The organism is Pseudomonas sp. GW821-FHT12A04 (assembly GCF_058807755.1).
Window position 1 is genome coordinate 211,131 of record NZ_JBXAQZ010000013.1, and the last position, 20,366, is coordinate 231,496.

Genomic DNA, 20,366 nt, shown 5'->3' on the forward strand with positions numbered 1-20,366 from the left:
CGAGCTTGCTCGCGATAGCGTAATGGCAGTCAACGACGATGCTGACTGTTCAATTGTCATCGCGAGCAAGCTCGCTCCCATAGAAGTTGCAGTGTTTCAGTCGATTACTTGCCGCTGTAGATCTGGTCGAAAACCCCGCCATCATTGAAGTGGGTCTTCTGCACGGTGCGCCAGTCGCCGAAGGTCTTCTCGACCGACAGGAAGTCTACTTTCGGGAAACGGTCGGTGTACTTGGCCAACACGGCTGGGTCACGCGGGCGCAGGTAGTTTGCCGCGGCAATTTCCTGACCTTCCGGCGACCACAAGTACTTCAGGTATTCCTCGGCCGCTGCACGGGTGCCTTTTTTGTCGACGGTCTTGTCGACCACCGACACCGGTGGCTCGGCTTCGGCGGAAACGCTTGGGTAGATGACTTCGAACTGATCACGGCCGAACTCGCGGGCGATCATTTCCGCTTCGTTTTCAAAGGTCACCAGCACGTCGCCGATCTGGTTGGTCATGAAGGTGGTGGTGGCGGCACGGCCACCGGTGTCGAGTACCGGCGCTTGCTTGAACAGCTTGCCGACGAAGTCTTTGGCCTTGTTCTCGTCGCCGCCGGTTTTCAGCACGTAGCCCCAGGCCGAGAGGTAGGTATAGCGACCGTTACCGGAGGTTTTCGGGTTTGGCACGATGACCTGAACGCCGTCCTTGAGCAGGTCCGGCCAGTCTTTCAGGGCTTTCGGGTTGCCCTTGCGCACGATGAACACGGTGGCCGAGGTGAACGGCGCGCTGTTGTTCGGCAGGCGCGTGACCCAGTTGTCCGGGACCAGTTTGCCATTGTCCGCCAGGGCGTTGATGTCGGTGGCCATGTTCATGGTGATGACGTCGGCCGGCAAGCCGTCGATGACCGAACGCGCCTGTTTGCTGGAGCCGCCGAAGGACATTTGCAGGGTGATGTTTTCGTTATGCTCGGCTTGCCAGTGTTTCTGGAACGCAGTGTTGTAGTCCTTGTAGAAATCGCGCATCACGTCGTAGGAAACGTTGAGCAGGGTCGGTGCAGCCTGGGCGATGTTGCCCAGGGCCAGGCCAGCGGCGATAAGCGAGGCGCCAAAGAGTTTTTTCACTGCGCATTCCTTGTTCTATTAAAAGTGGGGCAATTTGCCAGCGACTATAACTGGGCTCGTATAGTCCTTTAAAGATTAAAAAGCTCTTTGCTTATTCCCGTTTCCTGAATAGCGCATTACCGCAACGGGAACAGAACGACGCCTCCGGCTCATGGCTGTCCTTGGCGCACACCGGGCAGTGGTGCTGCAACTGGCCACCACGCATGGCCGTGGCCAGTTCGGCGGTGAAGATCCCGGTGGGCACGGCGATGATCGAGTAACCGGTGATCATCACCATCGACGAGATGACCTGACCCAGTGCGGTCTTGGGCACGATGTCGCCGTAACCGACGGTGGTCAACGTCACGATAGCCCAGTAAATGCTCTTGGGAATGCTGGTGAAGCCATGTTGCGGGCCCTCGACCACATACATCAGGGTGCCGAACACCGTCACCAGGGTGCAGACGCTGAGCAGGAACACAAGGATCTTCTGCTTGCTGCCACGCAGGGCATCGAGCAGGTAATGAGCTTGCTTGAGGTACGGGCCGAGCTTGAGCACGCGGAAGATCCGCAGCATCCGGATCACCCGGATGATCAGCAGGTACTGGGCATCGCTGTAGTACAGCGCGAGGATGCCGGGCACGATGGCCAGCAAGTCCACCAGCCCATAGAAACTGAAGGCATAGCGCAGGGGCCTGGGCGAGCAGTACAGGCGCAGGATGTACTCGCCGAGGAAGATCACCGTGAAGCCCCACTCGATGTACGCCAGCAGGCTGGCGTAGTGCTGGTGAACGTCATCGATGCTGTCCAGAATCACTACTACCAGGCTGGCGAAGATGATCAGCAGCAGGGTGGAGTCGAAGCGTCGACCGGCGACGGTGTCGGTCTGGAAAATAATCACGTACAGGCGATTACGCCACGTGTCGTTGCTGATCATGCCCATCGCCTTGGCCGCAAATCAGCGCAGCCTAGGTCGATTCTCCCCGGTAGCGCAAGGCGTGCTTTCGACCGTGGCTCTGCCGAGCATTTGCACGACGCTGCGAATCAGCCAGCCGGCAAGAATGAACGGCGCGGTCAGGGTGGGCAGACCGATGGCGGCAAACAGCGGCGTCAGCAGCAGCGCCAGGCCGATGCCAACCAGCGGCAGCCACGGTTGGCGACGCTGGGAGCTGAAGGCGAGGGCGACCAGCACGGCGTTATAGCCACCGAGGCCGAGCAGTGCGGTATAGAAATCGTGGTTCAGCAGGCTCCAGCCCATGCCCGCGACTGAGGCCAACAATGCCCAGCAGAATGCGCGGCGATCAGCGATCAGCAAACCGGCGGCAATCATCGCACCGGCCAGCGGATGACCGAGGAACATCACCTGGCCGAGGCCTTTGAGTGGCGCGGCGAGCATGTTCAGGGTGCTGACTTCGATCAAGTGCGGCTCTGTCGAGGGCGTGGCGAAGCACAGCAGCAACCAGCCCAGCCCAACGAAGGGCGCGGTGTAGGCCGGCAGGTATTGGCTGAACCGGACGCGCTTGAGCCACTGTTGGGTGACCATCGCGCTCAGGCCACCGGCGGCCAGGATCAGTGGCGGCATCATCGCCGACCAGGGGAAATACAGGCTCAGCAACAGTCCGAGCAGCACGCCGTTGTAGCTGAACAACCCGGCCTGACGATCAGCCTTGGCATAGTTGCGGCGTTGCGCGGTGAGTAGCCCGGCGACACCACCGAGCAAGGCGCCGCCGAGCAAGGCGGGCGCCGTGAACAAGATGGCCAGGACGCACAGCAGGCCGCACAGCGGATTGCGCTGAAGAAAGATCTGGCTGAAGCCGTTGAGCAAGGCTTCGGCCCAGTCGGGGCAGTGGGTGTTGAAATGGTTGGCAGGCATGGCAGGTCTGAAAGTCAGTGGGACCGGGTTGCCTGCATCGCGAGCAAGCTCGCTCACACACTGAATCTTTGTTCAGTCTTGGTTCCGTGAATGACACAAAACCAATGTGGGAGCGAGCTTGCTCGCGATAAGGCCGGTACAGGCGCTAGATCAATGTCTCGATACGCAGAGAGTTAGTCGACCCCGGCTGGCCAAAGGGCACACCTGCGGTGATCAACAGTGTGTCGCCACGCTGCGCCATGCCCTGGGCCTGGGCAATTTCCAGTGCCGTCGAGCAGACTTCATCGACCTGACGCAGGCGGTCGTTGACCACCGAGTGCACACCCCACGCCACGCTCAGGCGACGGGCGGTCTGCAGGTTCGGTGTCAGGTTGAGGATCGGCACTGTCGGCCGCTCCCGCGCCGCACGCAGGCTCGACGCACCGGACTCGCTGTAGTTGACCAGCACCGCCACCGGCAGCACGTTGCTGATACGGCGAATGGCGCAGCTGATCGCATCGGAAACAGTCGCCTCGGCTTTCGGCCGGCTGACGTCCAGTTGAGTCTGATAGTCCGGACCGTTTTCCACCTGGCGGATGATCTTGCTCATCATCTGCACAGCTTCGAGCGGGTATTCGCCGGATGCGGTTTCCGCCGACAGCATCACCGCGTCCGCACCTTCGGCCACGGCGTTGGCCACATCGGTGACTTCGGCGCGGGTTGGCGCGGGTGAGAAGCGCATCGACTCCAGCATCTGAGTGGCGACCACCACCGGTTTGCCGAGCTGGCGGCAGGTGCTGATGATGTTCTTCTGGATCTGCGGCACGCTTTCGGCCGGCACTTCCACACCCAGGTCACCCCGGGCGACCATGATCGCGTCGCTCAATTCGGCGATCTCGCGCAGTTGCTCGACGGCCGAAGGCTTCTCGATCTTGGCCATCAGGAACGCCTTGTCGCCGATCAGGGTACGGGCTTCGCGGATGTCATCGGGACGTTGCACGAACGACAGCGCCACCCAGTCCACACCCAGCTCCAGACCGAAGGCCAAGTCGCGGCGATCCTTGGCGGTCAGCGGGCTCAGGTCGAGTACCGCTTGCGGTACGTTCACGCCTTTGCGGTCCGACAGTTCGCCGCCATTGAGCACGGTGGTGTCGATGGCGTCGGCGTACTTGGTCACCACCCGCAGGCGCAACTTGCCATCGTCCAGCAGCAGGTCCATGCCCGGCTCCAGCGCGGCGATGATTTCCGGGTGGGGCAGGTTGACCCGGCGCTCATCGCCCGGCGTGGCATCGAGGTCCAGGCGCAAGGCCTGGCCGCGAACCAGTTGCACCTTGCCTTCGGCGAACTTGCCGACCCGCAGTTTCGGGCCTTGCAGGTCCATCAGGATGCCCAATGGATAATTGAGCTGACGCTCGACTTCACGAATCCACTGGAAACGCTGGGCGTGGTCAGCATGATCGCCATGGCTGAAGTTCAGACGGAAGATGTTGACCCCGGCCAGCACCAGTTCACGGATGGCATCGATGCCGTCGATGGCCGGGCCGAGCGTGGCGAGGATTTTGACCTTTTTATCAGGCGTCATGTTTAGTGCTCTCAAGGATCAGAATGGCGCGGAAGTCGTTGACGTTGGTTCGGGTCGGCTCGGTGACGATCAGGGCGTCCAGCGCCTCGAAGTAGCCGTAACCGTTGTTGTTATCCAACTCGTCGCTGGCGCTCAGGCCCTTTGCCGCGGCGAGGGCGTAGCTGTCCGGGGTCATGATCGCGCCGGCGTTGTCTTCGGAACCGTCGATGCCGTCGGTATCACCGGCCAGTGCGTAGACGCCGGGCAGGCCCTTGAGGCTGTCGGTCAGGCTGAGCAGGAACTCGGCATTGCGCCCGCCACGGCCATTGCCGCGCACGGTGACGGTGGTTTCACCGCCCGAGAGAATCACGCAGGGCGCCGCCAGCGGCTGACCGTGCAGGACGATCTGCCGTGCGATGCCGGCGTGGACTTTCGCCACCTCGCGGGATTCGCCTTCAAGGTCGCCGAGGATCAGCGGACTGAACCCGGCCTGACGGCATTTCACCGCCGCCGCTTCAAGGGATTGCTGCGGGCGGGCGATCAACTGGAAATGACTGCGTGCCAGGCTCGGGTCGCCGGGTTTGACGGTTTCCGATTCGGGGCTTTGCAGCCAGGTGCGCACCGAAGCCGGAACCTCGATGGCGTAGCGTTTCAGGATCGCCAGCGCTTCGGCCGACGTGCTCGGGTCGGCCACGGTAGGGCCGGAGGCGATGACCGTGGCGAGGTCGCCCGGCACATCGGAAATCGCATAGGTATAAACCGTGGCAGGCCAGCAGGCTTTGCCCAGACGCCCACCCTTGATCGCCGAGAGGTGCTTGCGCACGCAGTTCATCTCGCCGATGGTGGCGCCGGACTTGAGCAGGGCTTTGTTGATTGACTGCTTGTCGGCCAGGGTGATGCCTTCGGCCGGCAGTGCCAGCAGGGCAGAGCCACCGCCGGAGAGCAGGAAGATCACGCGGTCGGATTCGTTCAGGTCGCTGACCAGTTCCAGCACACGCTTGGCCACCGCCAGACCTGCAGCGTCCGGTACCGGATGTGCGGCTTCGACCACTTCGATTTTTTCGCAAGGTGCGCCGTGACCGTAGCGGGTCACCACCAGGCCGGACACTTCACCCTGCCAGCAGCGCTCGACCACCTGGGCCATGGCGGCTGCGGCTTTGCCGGCGCCAATGACGATCACGCGGCCGCTGCGGTCGGCAGGCAAATGGGCTTCGAGGACTTGTTGCGGATGCGCCGCATCGATGGCTGTGGCAAACAGCTCGCGCAGCAATTGTTGCGGATCGACCGACATGGCGGGCTCCCGGAATTCTTGTTATTTGAAGGGCAACTCGGGTTCCTGTGGGAGCGAGCTTGCTCGCGATAGCGGTGTGTCAGTCAACATGGATGTTGATAGTCAGGGCCTCATCGCGAGCAAGCTCGCTCCCACAGGTTTGATGCAGTTTCGGGCAGGGGCTTACTTCTTGTCGCGAATCGAGAAGTTCGCCATGTGTTCCAGGCCCTTGATCAGCGCCGAGTGGTCCCAGTTGCTGCCACCGATGGCCGCGCAGGTGCTGAACACTTGCTGGGTGTTGGCGGTGTTCGGCAGGTTGATGTTCAGCTCCTTGGCGCCTTGCAGGGCCAGGTTCAGGTCCTTCTGGTGCAGGCTGATGCGGAAGCCTGGATCGAAGGTGCCCTTGATCATGCGCTCGCCGTGCACTTCGAGGATCTTGGAGGACGCGAAACCGCCCATCAGTGCTTCACGCACCTTGGCTGGATCGGCACCGTTTTTCGAAGCGAACAGCAGGGCTTCAGCCACGGCCTGGATGTTCAGGGCCACGATGATCTGGTTGGCCACCTTGGCGGTTTGACCGTCGCCGTTGCCGCCGACCAAGGTGATGTTCTTGCCCATGGCCTGGAACAGTGGCAGGGCGCGCTCGAAGGCGTCGGCATCGCCGCCGACCATGATGCTCAGGGTCGCAGCCTTGGCGCCGACTTCACCGCCGGAGACCGGGGCGTCGAGGTATTGCGCGCCTTTTTCGTTGATCTTTGCTGCGAAAGCCTTGGTGGCGGTCGGCGAGATCGAGCTCATGTCGATCACCACTTTGCCTTTGCCAACACCGGCGGCAACGCCATCAGCGCGGAACAGCACGTCATCGACCTGTGGGGTATCCGGCACCATGACGATGATGAATTCGGCTTCCTGGGCGACTTCCTTCGGGTTCGCCAGGGCAACGGCGCCAGCGGCGACCAGGTCGGCAGGCGCAGGGTCGTGGTGTGCCGACAGGAACAGGCTGTGACCGGCTTTCTGCAGGTTCAACGCCATTGGGTGGCCCATGATGCCGGTGCCGATAAATCCGATTTTAGCCATGAGAAAATCCTCTTGTTTTTATTGCTGCTTCAAGCAAATAGGGGAGTACTGCTCTTTGTGGGAGCGAGCTTGCTCGCGATGGGGCCATAACATTCAGCATCGATGTCGACTGTTCCACCGCTATCGCGAGCAAGCTCGCTCCCACAGGGATCTACATCAGATTGCGTTATGGGTCTTGAGCCAGCCCAGGCCCGCTTCGGTGGTGGTCAGCGGCTTGTATTCGCAACCGACCCAGCCCTGGTAACCGATGCGGTCCAGGTGTTCGAACAGGAAGCGGTAGTTGATTTCACCGGTGCCTGGTTCGTTGCGCCCCGGGTTGTCCGCGAGCTGCACGTGGTTGATCTCGCCCAGGTGCGATTGCAGGGTGCGGGCCAGATCGCCTTCCATGATTTGCATGTGATAGATGTCGTATTGCAGGAACAGGTTGGCGCTGCCGACCTGCTCGCGAATCGACAGGGCTTGCGCCGTGTTGTTCAGGTAGAAACCTGGAATGTCACGGGTGTTGATCGCTTCCATCACCAGTTTGATGCCTGCCGCTTGCAGCTTGTCGGCCGCGTACTTGAGGTTGGCGACGAAGGTTTTCTCCACGGTGGCATCGTCAAAGCCCTGCGGACGAATACCGGCCAGGCAGTTGACCTGGGTGTTGCCCAGCACTTGCGCGTAAGCGATGGCCAGGTCGACACCGGCACGGAACTCTTCGACCCGGTCCGGCAGGCAGGCGATACCGCGCTCGCCCTTCGCCCAGTCGCCGGCTGGCAGATTGAACAGCACTTGGGTCAGACCGTTGGCGTCGAGCTGGGCCTTGATTTCGGCGGAGCTGAAGTCGTACGGGAACAGGTATTCGACACCACTGAAGCCGGCTTTGGCGGCCGCTTCGAAACGGGCAAGAAAGTCCTGTTCGGTGAACAGCATGGACAGGTTGGCTGCGAAACGCGGCATGGTGGTCTCCTGTAAATGTGTGTAGGCCCCTTGTAGGAGCGAGCTTGCTCGCGATAGCGGTGTGTCAGTCAACATAGATGTTGAATGTGCCGGACTCATCGCGAGCAAGCTCGCTCCCACAGGGGTGGTGATCAATCAAGCAACGAAATCGCAGTCGGTGCGTCGTCGCCGACCAGCGCCAGGTCTTCGAATTCGTTGACGGCGTTGATCTCGGTACCCATGGAAATGTTGGTCACGCGCTCCAGGATGATCTCGACGATCACCGGAACCTTGAACTCTTCGATCAGCTCCTGGGCCTTGCGCAGGGCAGGCTGGATCTGAGCCGGTTCGAACACACGCAGTGCCTTGCAGCCCAAGCCTTCGGCAACTGCGACGTGGTCCACACCGTAGCCGTTGAGTTCCGGCGCGTTCAGGTTGTCGAACGACAGCTGTACGCAGTAATCCATGTCGAAACCGCGCTGCGCCTGACGGATCAGACCCAGGTACGAGTTGTTTACCACCACATGAATGTACGGCAGCTTGAACTGCGCGCCCACTGCCAATTCTTCGATCATGAACTGGAAGTCATAGTCCCCCGACAGGGCCACGACTTTACGGTTCGGATCAGCCTTGACCACGCCCAGTGCTGCCGGAATGGTCCAGCCCAGAGGGCCTGCCTGACCGCAGTTGATCCAGTGACGCGGCTTGTAGACGTGCAGGAACTGAGCGCCGGCAATCTGCGACAGACCGATGGTGCTGACGTAGCAGGTGTCTTTGCCGAACACCTGGTTCATTTCTTCGTAAACGCGTTGCGGCTTGACCGGCACGTTGTCGAAGTGAGTCTTGCGCTGCAGGCTGGCTTTACGCTGCTGGCAGTCTTGCAACCAGGCGCTGCGGTTCTTCAGCTTGCCGGCGGCTTGCCATTCGCGAGCGACTTCGATGAACACGGTCAGCGCGGCGGCAGCGTCGGAAACGATGCCCAGGTCCGGGGTGAACACGCGACCGATCTGGGTCGGTTCGATATCAACATGAATGAACTTGCGGCCTTCGGTGTACACGTCAACGGAACCGGTGTGACGGTTGGCCCAGCGGTTGCCTACGCCCAGAACCACGTCGGACTTGAGCATGGTGGCGTTGCCGTAGCGGTGCGACGTCTGCAAGCCAACCATGCCCACCATCAACGGGTGATCGTCCGGGATGGCGCCCCAGCCCATCAGGGTCGGGATCACTGGAATACCGGTCAGTTCGGCGAACTCCACCAGCAGATCGGCGGCATCGGCATTGATGATGCCGCCACCGGCCACCAGCAATGGACGCTCGGCCTGATCCAGCATGGCCAGGGCCTTTTCAACCTGGACGCGGGTAGCGCTCGGCTTGGCCAATGGCAGTGGCTGGTAGGCGTCGATGTCGAATTCGATTTCGGCCATCTGCACGTCGAACGGCAGGTCGATCAGCACCGGGCCCGGACGGCCGGAGCGCATTTCATAGAAAGCTTTCTGGAACGCGTAAGGCACCTGGCCCGGTTCCATGACGGTGGTCGACCACTTGGTGACTGGCTTGACGATGGTGGTGATATCGACAGCCTGGAAGTCTTCCTTGTGCATACGGGCGCGAGGTGCCTGGCCTGTGATGCAGAGGATTGGAATCGAGTCGGCCGAGGCGCTGTAGAGCCCGGTGACCATGTCGGTACCGGCAGGGCCGGAAGTGCCGATGCACACGCCGATGTTGCCGGCCTTGGTGCGGGTGTAGCCCTCGGCCATGTGCGAGGCGCCTTCAACGTGGCGAGCGAGTACGTGATCGATGCCGCCGACCTTTTGCAGGGCGGAGTACAGCGGGTTGATGGCGGCACCCGGGATGCCAAAAGCGGTATCGACCCCTTCACGGCGCATCACCAGAACGGCGGCTTCGATTGCTCTCATTTTGCTCATGGTTTTGTGCCTCTTTACGTTTTGTAATTGTATACAAGTGGCTTTGCGCAGAGTGTATTCACGGCGGACGGCGCAGGTCAATCCATTTTCTCAAGCGCTTGTTTCATTCGTCGGAAGCCGGTTCTGCTGTGGCTTTTCGTCGCATGTGGCGCCTTTCGATGATTATTGTATACAAAAAAATAATTCATTGTGTTCTATTTGTTGCATCGGGCTGCGGCACAACGGCGCAGTCCACCGACTTTCCGAAAAACAAAATGAGGACGGCACCATGAGCGCTTTAACCTTGAAAGTCGCAGTCAACCTGGTCGATCAGGCCATCACCGCGGGGCGGGCAATCTCTGCCGCGCCATTGACCGTTGCAGTACTGGATGCCGGCGGGCACCTGATAACGCTGCAGCGGGAAGACGGCGCCAGCCTGCTGCGCCCGCAGATCGCCATCGGCAAGGCCTGGGGCGCGATCGCCCTGGGCAAGGGCTCACGCCTGCTGGCACAGGACGCGCAACAACGCCCGGCGTTCTTCGCCGCGCTCAATAGCCTGGGGCAGGGTAGCGTCGTCCCGGTGCCGGGCGGCGTGCTGGTTCGGGATCAGGACGGGACTGTGCTGGGGGCGGTGGGCATCAGCGGGGATCTGTCAGATGTTGACGAGCAATGTGCGATCCGCGCGATCGAGGGGCAGGGGCTGAGGGCGGATGCGGGGGTGGCTGGTTGATCTTCGGCGTCTGATTTACCGCTTTCGCGGGCTTGCTCGCGAAAGCGCCTTACGGATGAAAACAGCTTTCTAGCTGTCTGCTTTTCTCGTTGAGATTTCCATCCGGTAAATTCCGTTTTTTTAGAATTTTGTGCGAAACATTTGGGCGTTACCGAAGATTTTCGCAAGAAAATTCACAGGTATCACTCGTATCATTCTCTCGGAACAGTCCGAGAGCTTTGCAATGAAAACAACACTGTCGTGGTGGGATATCAGCCCGCCGTTGAGCACCACTACACCTACCTGGCCGGGTGACACACCTTTTCAGGAAGAGCGCGTGTGGAGCTTCGGACCAGAGTGTCCGGTGAATGTCGGGCGTATCACCCTGTCGCCTCACACGGGGGCCCATGTCGACGCGCCACTGCATTACAGCGCTGATGGCGCGGCCATTGGCGATGTGTCGCTCGATGTCTATATGGGGCCTTGCCGTGTGCTGCATTGCCTGAGCAGCGGCCGGCTGGTGCACCCCGAACAGCTTGAAGGTCGCTTGCAAGACCTGCCTGAACGGGTGCTGCTGCGCACCTGGCGACAAGCGCCGTTGAGCGCCTGGGATCCTGATTTCTCCGCAGTCGCCAAAGAAACCGTCGACCTGCTGGCGAGCCTCGGTGTGCGCTTGATCGGTATCGATACGCCGTCGCTGGACCCCCAGCAATCCAAAACCATGGATTCGCACAATGCCGTGGCCCGACATGGCATGGCTATCCTCGAGGGCATCGTGCTCGATGACGTCCCGGAAGGGGACTATGAATTGATCGCGCTGCCGCTGCGTTTTGCCCATCTGGACGCCAGTCCGGTCAGGGCAATTTTGCGTCCACTGAACAAACCGCAACTTGAGGAACCGACTCAATGAGCCAATGCCCCTATTCACCTGCAAACCAGACGGAAGAATGGCATAACGCCGAGCTGAATTTTTCCGACTCCATGAGCTACGGCGACTACCTGGATCTGGGGCGCATTCTCAGCGCACAGCACCCGTTGTCTCCGGACCATAACGAGATGCTGTTCATCATCCAGCATCAGACCTCGGAGCTGTGGATGAAGCTGATGCTGCACGAGCTCAATGCCGCCCGTGAGCACGTTCGACTGGGAGAGTTGCCGCCCGCGTTCAAGATGCTGGCGCGGGTCTCGCGGATTTTTGATCAGCTGGTGCATGCCTGGACGGTGCTGGCCACCATGACTCCCACCGAGTACCACGCGATACGGCCCTTTCTGGGGCAGTCATCGGGCTTTCAGTCGTTCCAGTACCGCGAGATCGAATTCATTCTGGGCAACAAAAGCGCGACCCTGTTGCGCCCCCATGCGCATCGGCCGGAACTGTTGCAGGCGCTTGAAAAGGCGATCGCCACACCGTCGCTGTATGACGAGGCGATTCGCTTGATGGCCAGCGCTGGCTTGACCATCGACCCACAGCGTTTCGAGCGTGATCCGACCAGTCCAACGGCGCATGACGCGTCGGTCGAAGCTGCGTGGCGCGTGGTCTACACGGACCCTTCGCGTTATTGGGATCTCTATCAGTTGGCGGAGAAACTCATCGACCTTGAGGATTCGTTCCGGCAATGGCGCTTCCGGCATGTGACCACGGTCGAGCGGATCATCGGCTTCCAACCAGGGACCGGTGGCACAGAAGGTGTCGGTTATCTGCGCAAGATGCTCGATACCGTGCTGTTCCCGGAGTTGTGGCGAGTGCGCTCAACGCTCTGATTTACCGATAGTCATGTCTGAACGCTTAAACCGGGCGGCAATTGAATAAATTGACGCATTCAAACCATGCCTGACCATAACAATTAGAAGGTAACCAGATGGCGGATGAAATCTTGCGACAAGGCGAACTCAAGCGAGGGCTGAAAAATCGTCATATTCAGCTGATCGCATTGGGCGGCGCGATAGGTACCGGGTTGTTTCTCGGCTCTGCCGGCGTGCTCAAGTCGGCCGGGCCGTCGATGATCCTCGGCTATGCGATTGCCGGATTCATCGCCTTTCTGATCATGCGCCAGCTGGGCGAGATGATTGTCGAGGAACCGGTGGCCGGCTCCTTCAGTCATTTTGCCCACAAGTACTGGGGCGGCTATGCCGGCTTTCTGTCCGGCTGGAACTACTGGGTGCTGTATGTGCTGGTGGGCATGGCCGAGTTGACGGCCGTCGGCAAGTACGTGCAGTTCTGGTGGCCGGAAGTCCCCTCCTGGGTCAGCGCGGCGGTGTTCTTCGTCCTGGTCAATTTGATCAATATGATGAACGTCAAAGTCTTCGGTGAGATGGAATTCTGGTTCGCAATCATCAAGGTCGTAGCGATCATTGGCATGATCGCCCTGGGCTGCTACATGCTGTTCAGCGGCACCGGCGGCCCGCAGGCCTCGGTCAGCAATCTGTGGGACCACGGCGGGTTCTTCCCAAACGGCTACAGCGGTCTGCTGATGGCGATGGCGTTCATCATGTTCTCCTTCGGCGGCCTGGAGCTGGTCGGCATCACCGCCGCTGAAGCCAGCGAGCCGGGAAAGGTGATTCCCAAGGCGATCAACCAGGTGGTTTATCGCGTGCTGATCTTCTACGTCGGCGCGCTCACCGTGCTGCTGTCGTTGTATCCGTGGGACCAACTGCTACAGACACTCGGCGCTTCGGGCGATGCCTATGGCGGCAGCCCGTTCGTGCAGATCTTCTCCTTGATCGGCAGCGACACAGCAGCGCACATCCTCAATTTCGTGGTGCTCACCGCTGCGCTCTCTGTCTATAACAGTGGCGTCTACTGCAACAGCCGTATGCTCTATGGCCTGGCCGAACAGGGCGACGCACCCAAGGCGCTGATGAAACTGAACAAGCAGGGCGTGCCTCTGCTGGCGCTGGGCGTATCGGCGTTGATCACCCTGCTGTCCGTGCTGGTCAACTACCTCGCCCCGCATGAAGCGCTTGAGTTGCTCTTTGCACTGGTGGTCGCATCGCTGATGATCAACTGGGCGATGATCAGCCTGACGCACCTGAAGTTTCGCAAAAGCATGAGCCAGCAAGGCATCGTTCCGGGCTTCAAGTCGTTCTGGTTTCCCTTCAGCAACTACCTGTGCCTGGCCTTCATGGTCATGATCGTCTGCGTCATGCTGATGATTCCAGGTATACGCGCTTCAGTCTTCGCCATACCGGTGTGGGTGTTGATCATCTTCGGCTTTTACCGGATGCGTATGGCCAAGGATCGGGCCTTGCCGGTGGTTCAATAGCCTTTGCCGTGGGGGCGCCGTGATGAGTAGCAACGTTGATCCGCAGTTTCGCGACATTCGTATCGATCACTATGACCTCGAGGGTGCGAGGAACTGGATGTCGGGTATCTGCGGGCCGCACCGCCTCCAGACTTCGACGCCCGAGCGGATCCGCTTTCATCACAGCGCCAATGTGTTCAAGTCGATGGCCACGACCCTGGGCACTCTCTCATACGGTACCGATGTCACCATCGATATTGAAGACGCCGAGCACTTCAGCAGTTACAGCCTGAGTTTGCCTTTGGTGGGCGAGCAGGAACTGAGCAAGAACGGCAGCGTGTTGAAATCCAACCGCGATCAAGGGGTGATCATTTCCCCGAATGAGAACCAGATGCTGGCGATCTCCGGGGACTGTCGCAAAGTTCAGGTGGTGATCACCCGCGTCGCCATGAGCGAGTCGCTGGAAGGCATGCTGCAGCGACCGTTGGATACGCCGCTGTGTTTCGAGCCGGTGATGGATGCGGTGGACGGCACGTCGGCCTCGTGGTGGCGCATGGCGCGTTATTTCATCGAGGAGCTGGAACGCAGCAGTGAACTGTACGAACAGGTGGCCTTCACTCGGGACATCGAAAGCTCATTGATCAAAGGCTTGATCCTCGCCCAGCCGAACAACTACTCCGAAGAGTTGCGCAACGTGCTCGGCGTGAAACTGCCGCACTACCTGATCAGGGCCAAGCAATACATTCACGACAATGCTCGCGAAGCCTTGCACCTGGAGGACATCGAGGTCGCGGCCGGGGTCTCGCGTTTCAAGCTGTTCGAGGCGTTCAAGAAGTACTTCGCCCTGTCGCCGATGGCCTACCTGAAAAAGTACCGGTTGAACGCTGTGCGCCAGGAAATCCTCGAACACGGCTCGTCGCGTAATATTTCCGCGATCGCCATGGGCTGGGGCTTTACGCATCTCGGACGTTTTTGCGCCGAATACCGCAAGTTGTTTGACGAGTCCCCCAGCATGACCTTGCAGCGTAACGAAGCCCGGCGCATGCGCGGGGCCTGAGTATTCCGCCGCCCAGAATTTCAGGACCGCTTCGTGCACCGGCGGGAGCAAGCGCCCTCGCCACAATTCATCACCTGACCATCGATATCCATTAACTGGCGCTCACTTACGCACTACCAAATCAAGCAACGTCTCCTGCTCCTTGATTTTCTGCAACACGATTTCCGAGCGGATATCAGTCACCCCCGCCGTGCGGTTCAGTTGGTTGACGATGAAGTCGGAGAAGTGTTTGATGTTGCGCGCCTGGACCCGCAGCACATAGTTGCTCGCCCCGGTAATCACGTAGGCGGTGACCACCTCCGGCCACAACTGGACCTTCTTGATGAAGGTCTCGTGCCAATCCTCGACGTCCTGTCGCAATGACACATGGACGATGGCTTCCAGTTCGACTCCCAACTTTTCGGCGTTCAGCATCGCGCGATAGCCGGTGATGATTCCTTCACTTTCCAGCAAGCGTAAACGGCGCAAACAGGCCGACGGCGACAGTGCGACCTTCTCTGCCATTTCGTGATTGCTGATGCGGCCGTCCCGTTGCAAGAGATGCAGGATCCGCAGGTCTGTCGAGTCGAGTGTCATGGCTAGAATAAATCCGCGATATTTTGAGTTGGATTCGAATTTTCTTCGAGATAAATACAAGATGGCCGCTTACTTTGCACGAAAATTCTCTAAAACTTCGTTCATTATTTCCTCATCGTGAAGGCGCAAACAACGCCTGAAACACGACACTCACACCCGACTATCGCGATTTGCCCGGACGGCACTTCTTTCAAAAAAGCAGGACACCCAATGACTACAAGAAACGATTGTCTGGCGCTCGATGCGCAGGACGCTCTGGCCCCTCTGCGTCAGCAGTTTGCGCTCCCTGAAGGGGTGATCTATCTCGACGGCAACTCCCTGGGCGCGCGCCCGGTCGCAGCGCTGGCGCGTGCTCAGGCAGTGATCGCCGAGGAATGGGGCAATGGCCTGATCCGCAGTTGGAACAGCGCTGGCTGGCGCGACCTGCCTGAACGTCTGGGCAATCGACTGGCGGGGCTGATTGGCGCCGGTGACGGCGAAGTGGTGGTGACCGACACCACCTCGATCAACCTGTTCAAGGTGCTCAGTGCCGCCTTGCGCGTGCAGGCCACGCGGGCGCCGACGCGGCGGGTGATCGTCACCGAGACCGGCAACTTCCCGACTGACCTGTATATCGCCGAAGGTCTGGCGGACATGCTGCAGCAGGGCTACACCCTGCGTCTGGTCGACAGCCCGCAAGAGCTGCCGCAAGCGATTGACCAGGACACCGCGGTGGTCATGCTCACCCACGTCAACTACAAGACCGGCTACATGCACGACATGCAGGCCCTGACCACGTTGACCCATGAGTGTGGCGCGCTGGCCATCTGGGACCTGGCGCATTCCGCCGGGGCGGTGCCGGTCGATCTGCATCAGGCGCGCGCCGACTACGCCATCGGTTGCACCTACAAGTACCTCAATGGCGGTCCGGGCTCGCAAGCTTTCGTCTGGGTTTCCCCTGAGCTGTGCGATCTGGTGGCGCAACCACTGTCCGGCTGGTTCGGTCATTCGCGGCAGTTCGCCATGGAGTCGCATTACCAGCCGAGCAGCGGAATCGCCCGCTATTTGTGCGGCACCCAGCCCATCACTTCATTGGCGATGGTCGAGTGTGGTCTGGATGTTTTCGCCCAGACCGACATGGCCAGCCTGCGCAGCAAGTCCTTGGCCCTGACGGACCTGTTCATCCAGTTGGTCGAGCAGCGCTGCGCCGCTCACGAGCTGACCTTGGTCACTCCACGCGAACACGCCAAACGTGGCAGCCATGTCAGCTTCGAACATCCTCAAGGTTATGCGGTGATCCAGGCCTTGATCGCCCGTGGCGTGATCGGCGATTACCGCGAGCCGCGGATCATGCGGTTCGGCTTCACCCCGCTGTACACCAGCTTCACCGAGGTCTGGGATGCGGTGCAGATCCTCGGCGAAATACTCGATCAGAAAACCTGGTCGCAAGAGCAATTCCAGATCCGCCACAGCGTCACCTGATACCCCCGAAGCCTTTGTCTTGCTGCCGCGAATTTCCCGGCAGCAGGGCTTCGGTCGCCTCCGATAAGCAGTTCTGTGAAAACACAATAATAAGGAGCACGCAGAATGAAACCGTCCCTTTGGCCCGCCTTGCCGCTCGCCATTACCAGCTGTCTCGGCCAAGTGGCCTATGCCGCACCCGACAATGGATTCGTTGAAGACAGCAGCCTGACCCTGACCAATCGCAATTTCTATTTTTACCGAAACAACCTTAACAACCCCGGCGGTCAAAACTATCGGGAGGAGTGGGCCCACGGGCTCATGCTCAATTACCGTTCCGGCTATACCCAGGGCACTGTGGGCTTCGGAGTCGACGCCTACGCGCAGTTGGGACTCAAGCTCGACAGCGGCAGGGGCCGTACCGGCACCGGTTTATTGCCGGTCGATTCCGATGGACGCGCCGAGGATGAGTATTCCGAAGCGGGTGGTGCACTCAAGGCGCGGATCTCGAAGACCGAACTCAAATACGGCAACCTGACACCGCTCAACCCGGTGTTCGGCACCGGCTCGGCGCGCCTGTTCACCACCTACGCCAATGGTTTCCAGCTGACCAGCAGCGAGTTGAAAGGACTGCAACTCGATGCCGGGCACTTCACCTCGGGCAATGACAGTGCGTCGACCAACGACGATGGCGCCCTCAAGGCGCTGTATGCCGGGGTGGAAACCCGTAGTGTCGATTATCTGGGCGGCAGCTATGCCCTGAACGATCAGTTGAGCGTCAGCCTGTACGGTTCGCAGTTCGCTGATATCTGGCGGCAGTACTACGCCAATGCCAACTACAGCCATGCCCTGAGCGAAAACCAGTCGCTGAACCTGGATTTCAACCTCTATCGCACCAACGACTCTGGCCAGAGCCTGGCCGGCAAGATCGACAACACCACCTGGTCGCTGGCCGCCGCTTACAAGGTGGGTGCGCACCGCGTGACCCTGGCCTACCAACGGGTCGATGGCGATGAGCCGTTCGATTATCTCGGCTTCGATCAACAGCCGGGCACCTCGATATTCCTTGCCAACTCGGTACAGATCCTCGACTTCAACGCGCCCAATGAACGTTCCTGGCAGCTGCGTTATGACCTGGACATGGCGCCTTTCGGCGTGCCCGGCCTGAGTTTCATGTCGCGCTATGTGAGCGGTGACCATATCGACGACAGCCACTACGACGGCGGCCCCAATGGTGCCTATGGACGTTACGGCAGCGATGGCAAGCGCTGGGAGCGCGACCTTGAAGCGCGCTACGTGGTGCAGGAGGGCAAGGCCAGGGACCTGTCGATACGTGTGCGTCAGGCCAGTGTGCGTTCCACCGGCCAGGTCGCCCGGGCGGACACCACCGACAACAATGAAGTCCGGGTGATCGTCGAGTATCCGCTGAATATCTTCTGATTCGTGGCTGATCCCCAACGGCAATCCCAACGACTTGCTCTCTTCAAGAAAGACAATATTCAGAGGACAGATAAATGACCGATAACACCGGTTTTGAAAACATCTCCAAGCGTGAGCAGGGCCTCAGGCGCCAGCTCACCTCGGGTCAGATGAGCATGATCGCCATTGGCGGCGCGATTGGCACCGGGCTGTTCATGGGCAGTGCCTACGCCATCGGTTATGCCGGGCCGAGCGTGCTGCTCAGCTACGCCATTGGCGCGATCATCACCCTGCTGTTGATGGGCTGTCTGGCGGAAATGACGGTGGCCCATTCGACCTCCGGCTCGTTCGGCGCCTATGCCGAATTCTATGTCAGCCCATTGGCCGGGTTCCTGGTGCGCTATGCCTATTGGGCGGCGATTGTGCTGGCAGTGGGCACGGAAGTGACGGCGGTGGCGATGTACATGAAGTACTGGTTCGCCAACGTGCCCGAATGGATCTGGATTGTTTCGTTCTCGAGCATGCTGATCGTGCTCAATGCCATCAGCGTGAAAACCTTCGGCACCTTCGAGTACTGGTTCTCGACCATCAAGATCGGTGCGATTGTCGGCTTCATAATCCTCGCGGTGTATGTGGTGTACGGTTCCGGCAATCCGGATTACGGCGTGCACAACTACACGGCCCACGGCGGCTTCTTTCCCAATGGTCTGCAAGGCATGTGGATTGCGGTGATCGTCTCGATCTTCAGCTATCTGAGCGTGGAAATGATCGCAGTGGCCGCCGGTGAGGCGCAGGACCCGGAGCGGGCGGTGAAGAAGGCCTTTCGCGCGACCATCGTGCGGCTGGTGGTGTTCTACCTGCTGACCCTGGCCCTGATGCTGGCGATTGTGCCGTGGGTCCAGGCCGGTCAAGCGCAGAGCCCGTTCGTCACCGTCATGCAGACCATTGGTATTCCCGGCGCAACCGGCGTGATGAACTTCGTGATCCTGATTGCGGCGTTGTCGGCGATGAACAGTCAGCTCTACATCACCACCCGCATGATGTTCAGCCTGTCCCGCGGCGGTTATGCACCCAAGTCCATGGGGGTGTTGAGCAAGACCGGAATCCCGCTGAATGCCTTGTTGCTGTCGAGCTCCGGCATTGCCCTGGCGACCTTGCTCAACGTGTTGTACCCGGAAAGCTCCTTCACCTTGATGATGGCGATCTCGATGTTCGGCGCGATCTTCACCTGGTTCATGATCTTCCTGACCCACTACTGCTTCCGTCGCTACCACGAGCGCAACGGCGAACGGAAACTGTCCTTCCGCATGCGCCTGTTCCCGTACACCACGCTGTTGGGGCTGCTGCTGATGGGCGCGGTGATGATCACCACCTACTTCACCGATGCATTCAAAATGACCTTGGTATTCGGTGTGCCTTTTCTGCTGATCCTCACGGTTGTCTACTGGATCTTCTTCAGAAAACCCAAGGCAGCCGTGGCGTTGAATCCGCTGCCGAAGGTTTAGAGGGCGCAAACATGCAATCCCGACCGGCAGTTTTCATGGACTGCCGAGTCGGCATTGATCCAGGGCCGCTATCAGTCCGGCTCACACCCTTTGAGCACCAACCGGATAATCGTCTGCGCCGCCGCTTCATAGTCCACGTCATCCAGCTTGGTCTTGCCGGTGATGGCGGTGATTTGCCAGTCGAAGTCGGCGTAGGTCTGGGTCGCGGCCCAGATGCTGAACATCAGGTGGTTGGGATCGATGGGGGCGATTTGCCCGCGGTCGATCCAGGTCTGGATGCACTCGATGTTGTGTTTGGCCTGGCCATTGAGCTGCTCGACCAGATCGCTGCTCAGGTGGGGGGCGCCGTGCATGATTTCGCTGGCGAACACTTTGGAGGCGAAAGGCAGGTCGCGGGAGATGCGGATTTTCGAGCGAATGTAGCCGCTGAGCACTTCACCGGGCTCGCCGTCCGGATTGAACGGTGTCGAGGCCTGCAGGATGGGCTCGATGATGCTTTCCAGAACCTCGCGGTAGAGGTTTTCCTTGGACTTGAAGTAGTAGTAGACGTTGGGCTTTGGCAATCCCGCCTTGGCTGCGATGTCGCTGGTTTTGGTCGCAGCGAAGCCTTTGTCGGCGAATTCCTCACTGGCGGCACGCAGGATCAGTTGTTTGTTGCGCTCGCGGATAGTGCTCATAAACCGGGTGATTCCTTGCCTGTTCTGGCGGTTGCGCATGGTATCACCGGCCTCGCGCGGCGCTCAAGAATGCA

The 20,366-nt window shown here is 59.9% G+C and carries 18 protein-coding genes; 8 read left to right on the plus strand and 10 right to left on the minus strand.

Annotated features, from left to right (window positions below):
* Positions 1-104 precede the first annotated feature (104 nt).
* The 8 genes from AC1RS8_RS21250 to gcl all read right to left on the minus strand — a co-directional run bounded on the left by AC1RS8_RS21250 (position 105) and on the right by gcl (position 9,688).
* Positions 105-1,103 carry a sulfate ABC transporter substrate-binding protein gene (locus tag AC1RS8_RS21250; protein WP_489340022.1) on the minus strand — a complete coding sequence of 333 codons (999 nt, stop codon included), beginning with the start codon at positions 1,101-1,103 and terminating at the stop codon, positions 105-107.
* 91 nt (positions 1,104-1,194) lie between these two features.
* Positions 1,195-2,019 carry an ion transporter gene (locus tag AC1RS8_RS21255; RefSeq protein ID WP_489340023.1) on the minus strand — a complete coding sequence of 275 codons (825 nt, stop codon included), beginning with the start codon at positions 2,017-2,019 and terminating at the stop codon, positions 1,195-1,197.
* Positions 2,020-2,040: 21 nt separating this feature from the next.
* The gene (locus tag AC1RS8_RS21260; RefSeq protein ID WP_489340024.1) at positions 2,041-2,955 is read right to left on the minus strand and encodes an urea transporter; all 915 of its coding nucleotides are present in this window, start codon (positions 2,953-2,955) and stop codon (positions 2,041-2,043) included.
* A 145-nt stretch (positions 2,956-3,100) separates the two neighbouring features.
* A complete protein-coding gene (gene pyk / locus AC1RS8_RS21265) occupies positions 3,101-4,516 on the minus strand; it encodes a pyruvate kinase (protein ID WP_090453871.1) in 1,416 nt (471 codons plus the stop codon).
* Entirely contained in the window at positions 4,506-5,786 is a 1,281-nt protein-coding gene (locus tag AC1RS8_RS21270; protein WP_223502932.1) for a glycerate kinase type-2 family protein, read from the minus strand. Before AC1RS8_RS21270 ends, pyk begins: the two co-directional genes overlap by 11 nt.
* Before the next feature lie 162 nt (positions 5,787-5,948).
* Positions 5,949-6,842 carry a 2-hydroxy-3-oxopropionate reductase gene (locus AC1RS8_RS21275; protein WP_057715850.1) on the minus strand — a complete coding sequence of 298 codons (894 nt, stop codon included), beginning with the start codon at positions 6,840-6,842 and terminating at the stop codon, positions 5,949-5,951.
* A gap of 156 nt (positions 6,843-6,998) precedes the next feature.
* Positions 6,999-7,781 carry a hydroxypyruvate isomerase gene (hyi, locus tag AC1RS8_RS21280; protein WP_090453874.1) on the minus strand — a complete coding sequence of 261 codons (783 nt, stop codon included), beginning with the start codon at positions 7,779-7,781 and terminating at the stop codon, positions 6,999-7,001.
* A gap of 131 nt (positions 7,782-7,912) precedes the next feature.
* Positions 7,913-9,688: a glyoxylate carboligase gene (gene gcl / locus AC1RS8_RS21285; RefSeq protein ID WP_057715848.1), complete on the minus strand. Its 1,776-nt coding sequence runs from the start codon at positions 9,686-9,688 to the stop codon at positions 7,913-7,915.
* 268 nt (positions 9,689-9,956) lie between these two features.
* Between gcl and AC1RS8_RS21290 the strand changes: the two genes are divergently transcribed.
* The 5 genes from AC1RS8_RS21290 (at position 9,957) to AC1RS8_RS21310 (ending at position 14,675) form a co-directional block, all read left to right on the plus strand.
* Positions 9,957-10,397 (plus strand): GlcG/HbpS family heme-binding protein, encoded by a 441-nt coding sequence (locus AC1RS8_RS21290; protein ID WP_493163497.1) that lies wholly within the window; start codon positions 9,957-9,959, stop codon positions 10,395-10,397.
* A 223-nt stretch (positions 10,398-10,620) separates the two neighbouring features.
* Positions 10,621-11,286, plus strand: coding sequence for an arylformamidase (kynB, locus tag AC1RS8_RS21295; RefSeq protein WP_489340027.1), 666 nt, complete (start codon positions 10,621-10,623; stop codon positions 11,284-11,286).
* Entirely contained in the window at positions 11,283-12,137 is an 855-nt protein-coding gene (kynA, locus tag AC1RS8_RS21300; RefSeq protein WP_057715845.1) for a tryptophan 2,3-dioxygenase, read from the plus strand. Before kynB ends, kynA begins: the two co-directional genes overlap by 4 nt.
* A 98-nt stretch (positions 12,138-12,235) precedes the next feature.
* Complete coding sequence (locus AC1RS8_RS21305) at positions 12,236-13,639, plus strand: amino acid permease (protein WP_090453878.1); 1,404 nt, start codon at positions 12,236-12,238, stop codon at positions 13,637-13,639.
* A gap of 22 nt (positions 13,640-13,661) precedes the next feature.
* Positions 13,662-14,675 (plus strand): AraC family transcriptional regulator, encoded by a 1,014-nt coding sequence (locus tag AC1RS8_RS21310; protein WP_489340028.1) that lies wholly within the window; start codon positions 13,662-13,664, stop codon positions 14,673-14,675.
* A 102-nt stretch (positions 14,676-14,777) separates the two neighbouring features.
* Here AC1RS8_RS21310 and AC1RS8_RS21315 read toward each other — a convergent pair whose 3' ends face one another.
* Positions 14,778-15,251, minus strand: a complete 474-nt coding sequence (locus tag AC1RS8_RS21315) for an Lrp/AsnC family transcriptional regulator (protein ID WP_057398413.1) — start codon at positions 15,249-15,251, stop codon at positions 14,778-14,780.
* Positions 15,252-15,461: 210 nt separating this feature from the next.
* Here AC1RS8_RS21315 and kynU point away from each other — a divergent pair, with 210 nt between their 5' ends.
* The 3 genes from kynU to AC1RS8_RS21330 all read left to right on the plus strand — a co-directional run bounded on the left by kynU (position 15,462) and on the right by AC1RS8_RS21330 (position 19,615).
* Entirely contained in the window at positions 15,462-16,712 is a 1,251-nt protein-coding gene (kynU, locus tag AC1RS8_RS21320; protein ID WP_489340029.1) for a kynureninase, read from the plus strand.
* Between the two features lie 105 nt (positions 16,713-16,817).
* Positions 16,818-18,131: an OprD family porin gene (locus tag AC1RS8_RS21325; RefSeq protein WP_489340030.1), complete on the plus strand. Its 1,314-nt coding sequence runs from the start codon at positions 16,818-16,820 to the stop codon at positions 18,129-18,131.
* Between the two features lie 74 nt (positions 18,132-18,205).
* Positions 18,206-19,615, plus strand: coding sequence for an amino acid permease (locus AC1RS8_RS21330; RefSeq protein WP_090453885.1), 1,410 nt, complete (start codon positions 18,206-18,208; stop codon positions 19,613-19,615).
* A gap of 71 nt (positions 19,616-19,686) precedes the next feature.
* On the opposite strand, the gene AC1RS8_RS21335 is transcribed toward AC1RS8_RS21330, so the two are convergent.
* On the minus strand, positions 19,687-20,292 hold the full coding sequence (locus tag AC1RS8_RS21335) for a TetR/AcrR family transcriptional regulator (protein ID WP_057715839.1): 606 nt from the start codon (positions 20,290-20,292) through the stop codon (positions 19,687-19,689).
* Between the last annotated feature and the right edge of the window lie 74 nt (positions 20,293-20,366).

Excerpts from the sequence above, each read along its gene's own strand:
- AC1RS8_RS21275 (WP_057715850.1), bottom strand. The coding sequence starts at position 6,842 with ATGGCTAAAATCGGATTTATCGGCACCGGCATCATGGGCCACCCAATG.
- AC1RS8_RS21305 (WP_090453878.1), top strand. The coding sequence starts at position 12,236 with ATGGCGGATGAAATCTTGCGACAAGGCGAACTCAAGCGAGGGCTGAAA.
- AC1RS8_RS21255 (WP_489340023.1), bottom strand. The coding sequence starts at position 2,019 with ATGATCAGCAACGACACGTGGCGTAATCGCCTGTACGTGATTATTTTC.
- pyk (WP_090453871.1), bottom strand. The coding sequence starts at position 4,516 with ATGACGCCTGATAAAAAGGTCAAAATCCTCGCCACGCTCGGCCCGGCC.
- AC1RS8_RS21335 (WP_057715839.1), bottom strand. The coding sequence starts at position 20,292 with ATGAGCACTATCCGCGAGCGCAACAAACAACTGATCCTGCGTGCCGCC.
- AC1RS8_RS21315 (WP_057398413.1), bottom strand. The coding sequence starts at position 15,251 with ATGACACTCGACTCGACAGACCTGCGGATCCTGCATCTCTTGCAACGG.
- kynA (WP_057715845.1), top strand. The coding sequence starts at position 11,283 with ATGAGCCAATGCCCCTATTCACCTGCAAACCAGACGGAAGAATGGCAT.
- AC1RS8_RS21270 (WP_223502932.1), bottom strand. The coding sequence starts at position 5,786 with ATGTCGGTCGATCCGCAACAATTGCTGCGCGAGCTGTTTGCCACAGCC.
- AC1RS8_RS21310 (WP_489340028.1), top strand. The coding sequence starts at position 13,662 with ATGAGTAGCAACGTTGATCCGCAGTTTCGCGACATTCGTATCGATCAC.
- hyi (WP_090453874.1), bottom strand. The coding sequence starts at position 7,781 with ATGCCGCGTTTCGCAGCCAACCTGTCCATGCTGTTCACCGAACAGGAC.
- kynU (WP_489340029.1), top strand. The coding sequence starts at position 15,462 with ATGACTACAAGAAACGATTGTCTGGCGCTCGATGCGCAGGACGCTCTG.
- AC1RS8_RS21325 (WP_489340030.1), top strand. The coding sequence starts at position 16,818 with ATGAAACCGTCCCTTTGGCCCGCCTTGCCGCTCGCCATTACCAGCTGT.
- AC1RS8_RS21330 (WP_090453885.1), top strand. The coding sequence starts at position 18,206 with ATGACCGATAACACCGGTTTTGAAAACATCTCCAAGCGTGAGCAGGGC.
- AC1RS8_RS21290 (WP_493163497.1), top strand. The coding sequence starts at position 9,957 with ATGAGCGCTTTAACCTTGAAAGTCGCAGTCAACCTGGTCGATCAGGCC.
- kynB (WP_489340027.1), top strand. The coding sequence starts at position 10,621 with ATGAAAACAACACTGTCGTGGTGGGATATCAGCCCGCCGTTGAGCACC.
- gcl (WP_057715848.1), bottom strand. The coding sequence starts at position 9,688 with ATGAGCAAAATGAGAGCAATCGAAGCCGCCGTTCTGGTGATGCGCCGT.
- AC1RS8_RS21260 (WP_489340024.1), bottom strand. The coding sequence starts at position 2,955 with ATGCCTGCCAACCATTTCAACACCCACTGCCCCGACTGGGCCGAAGCC.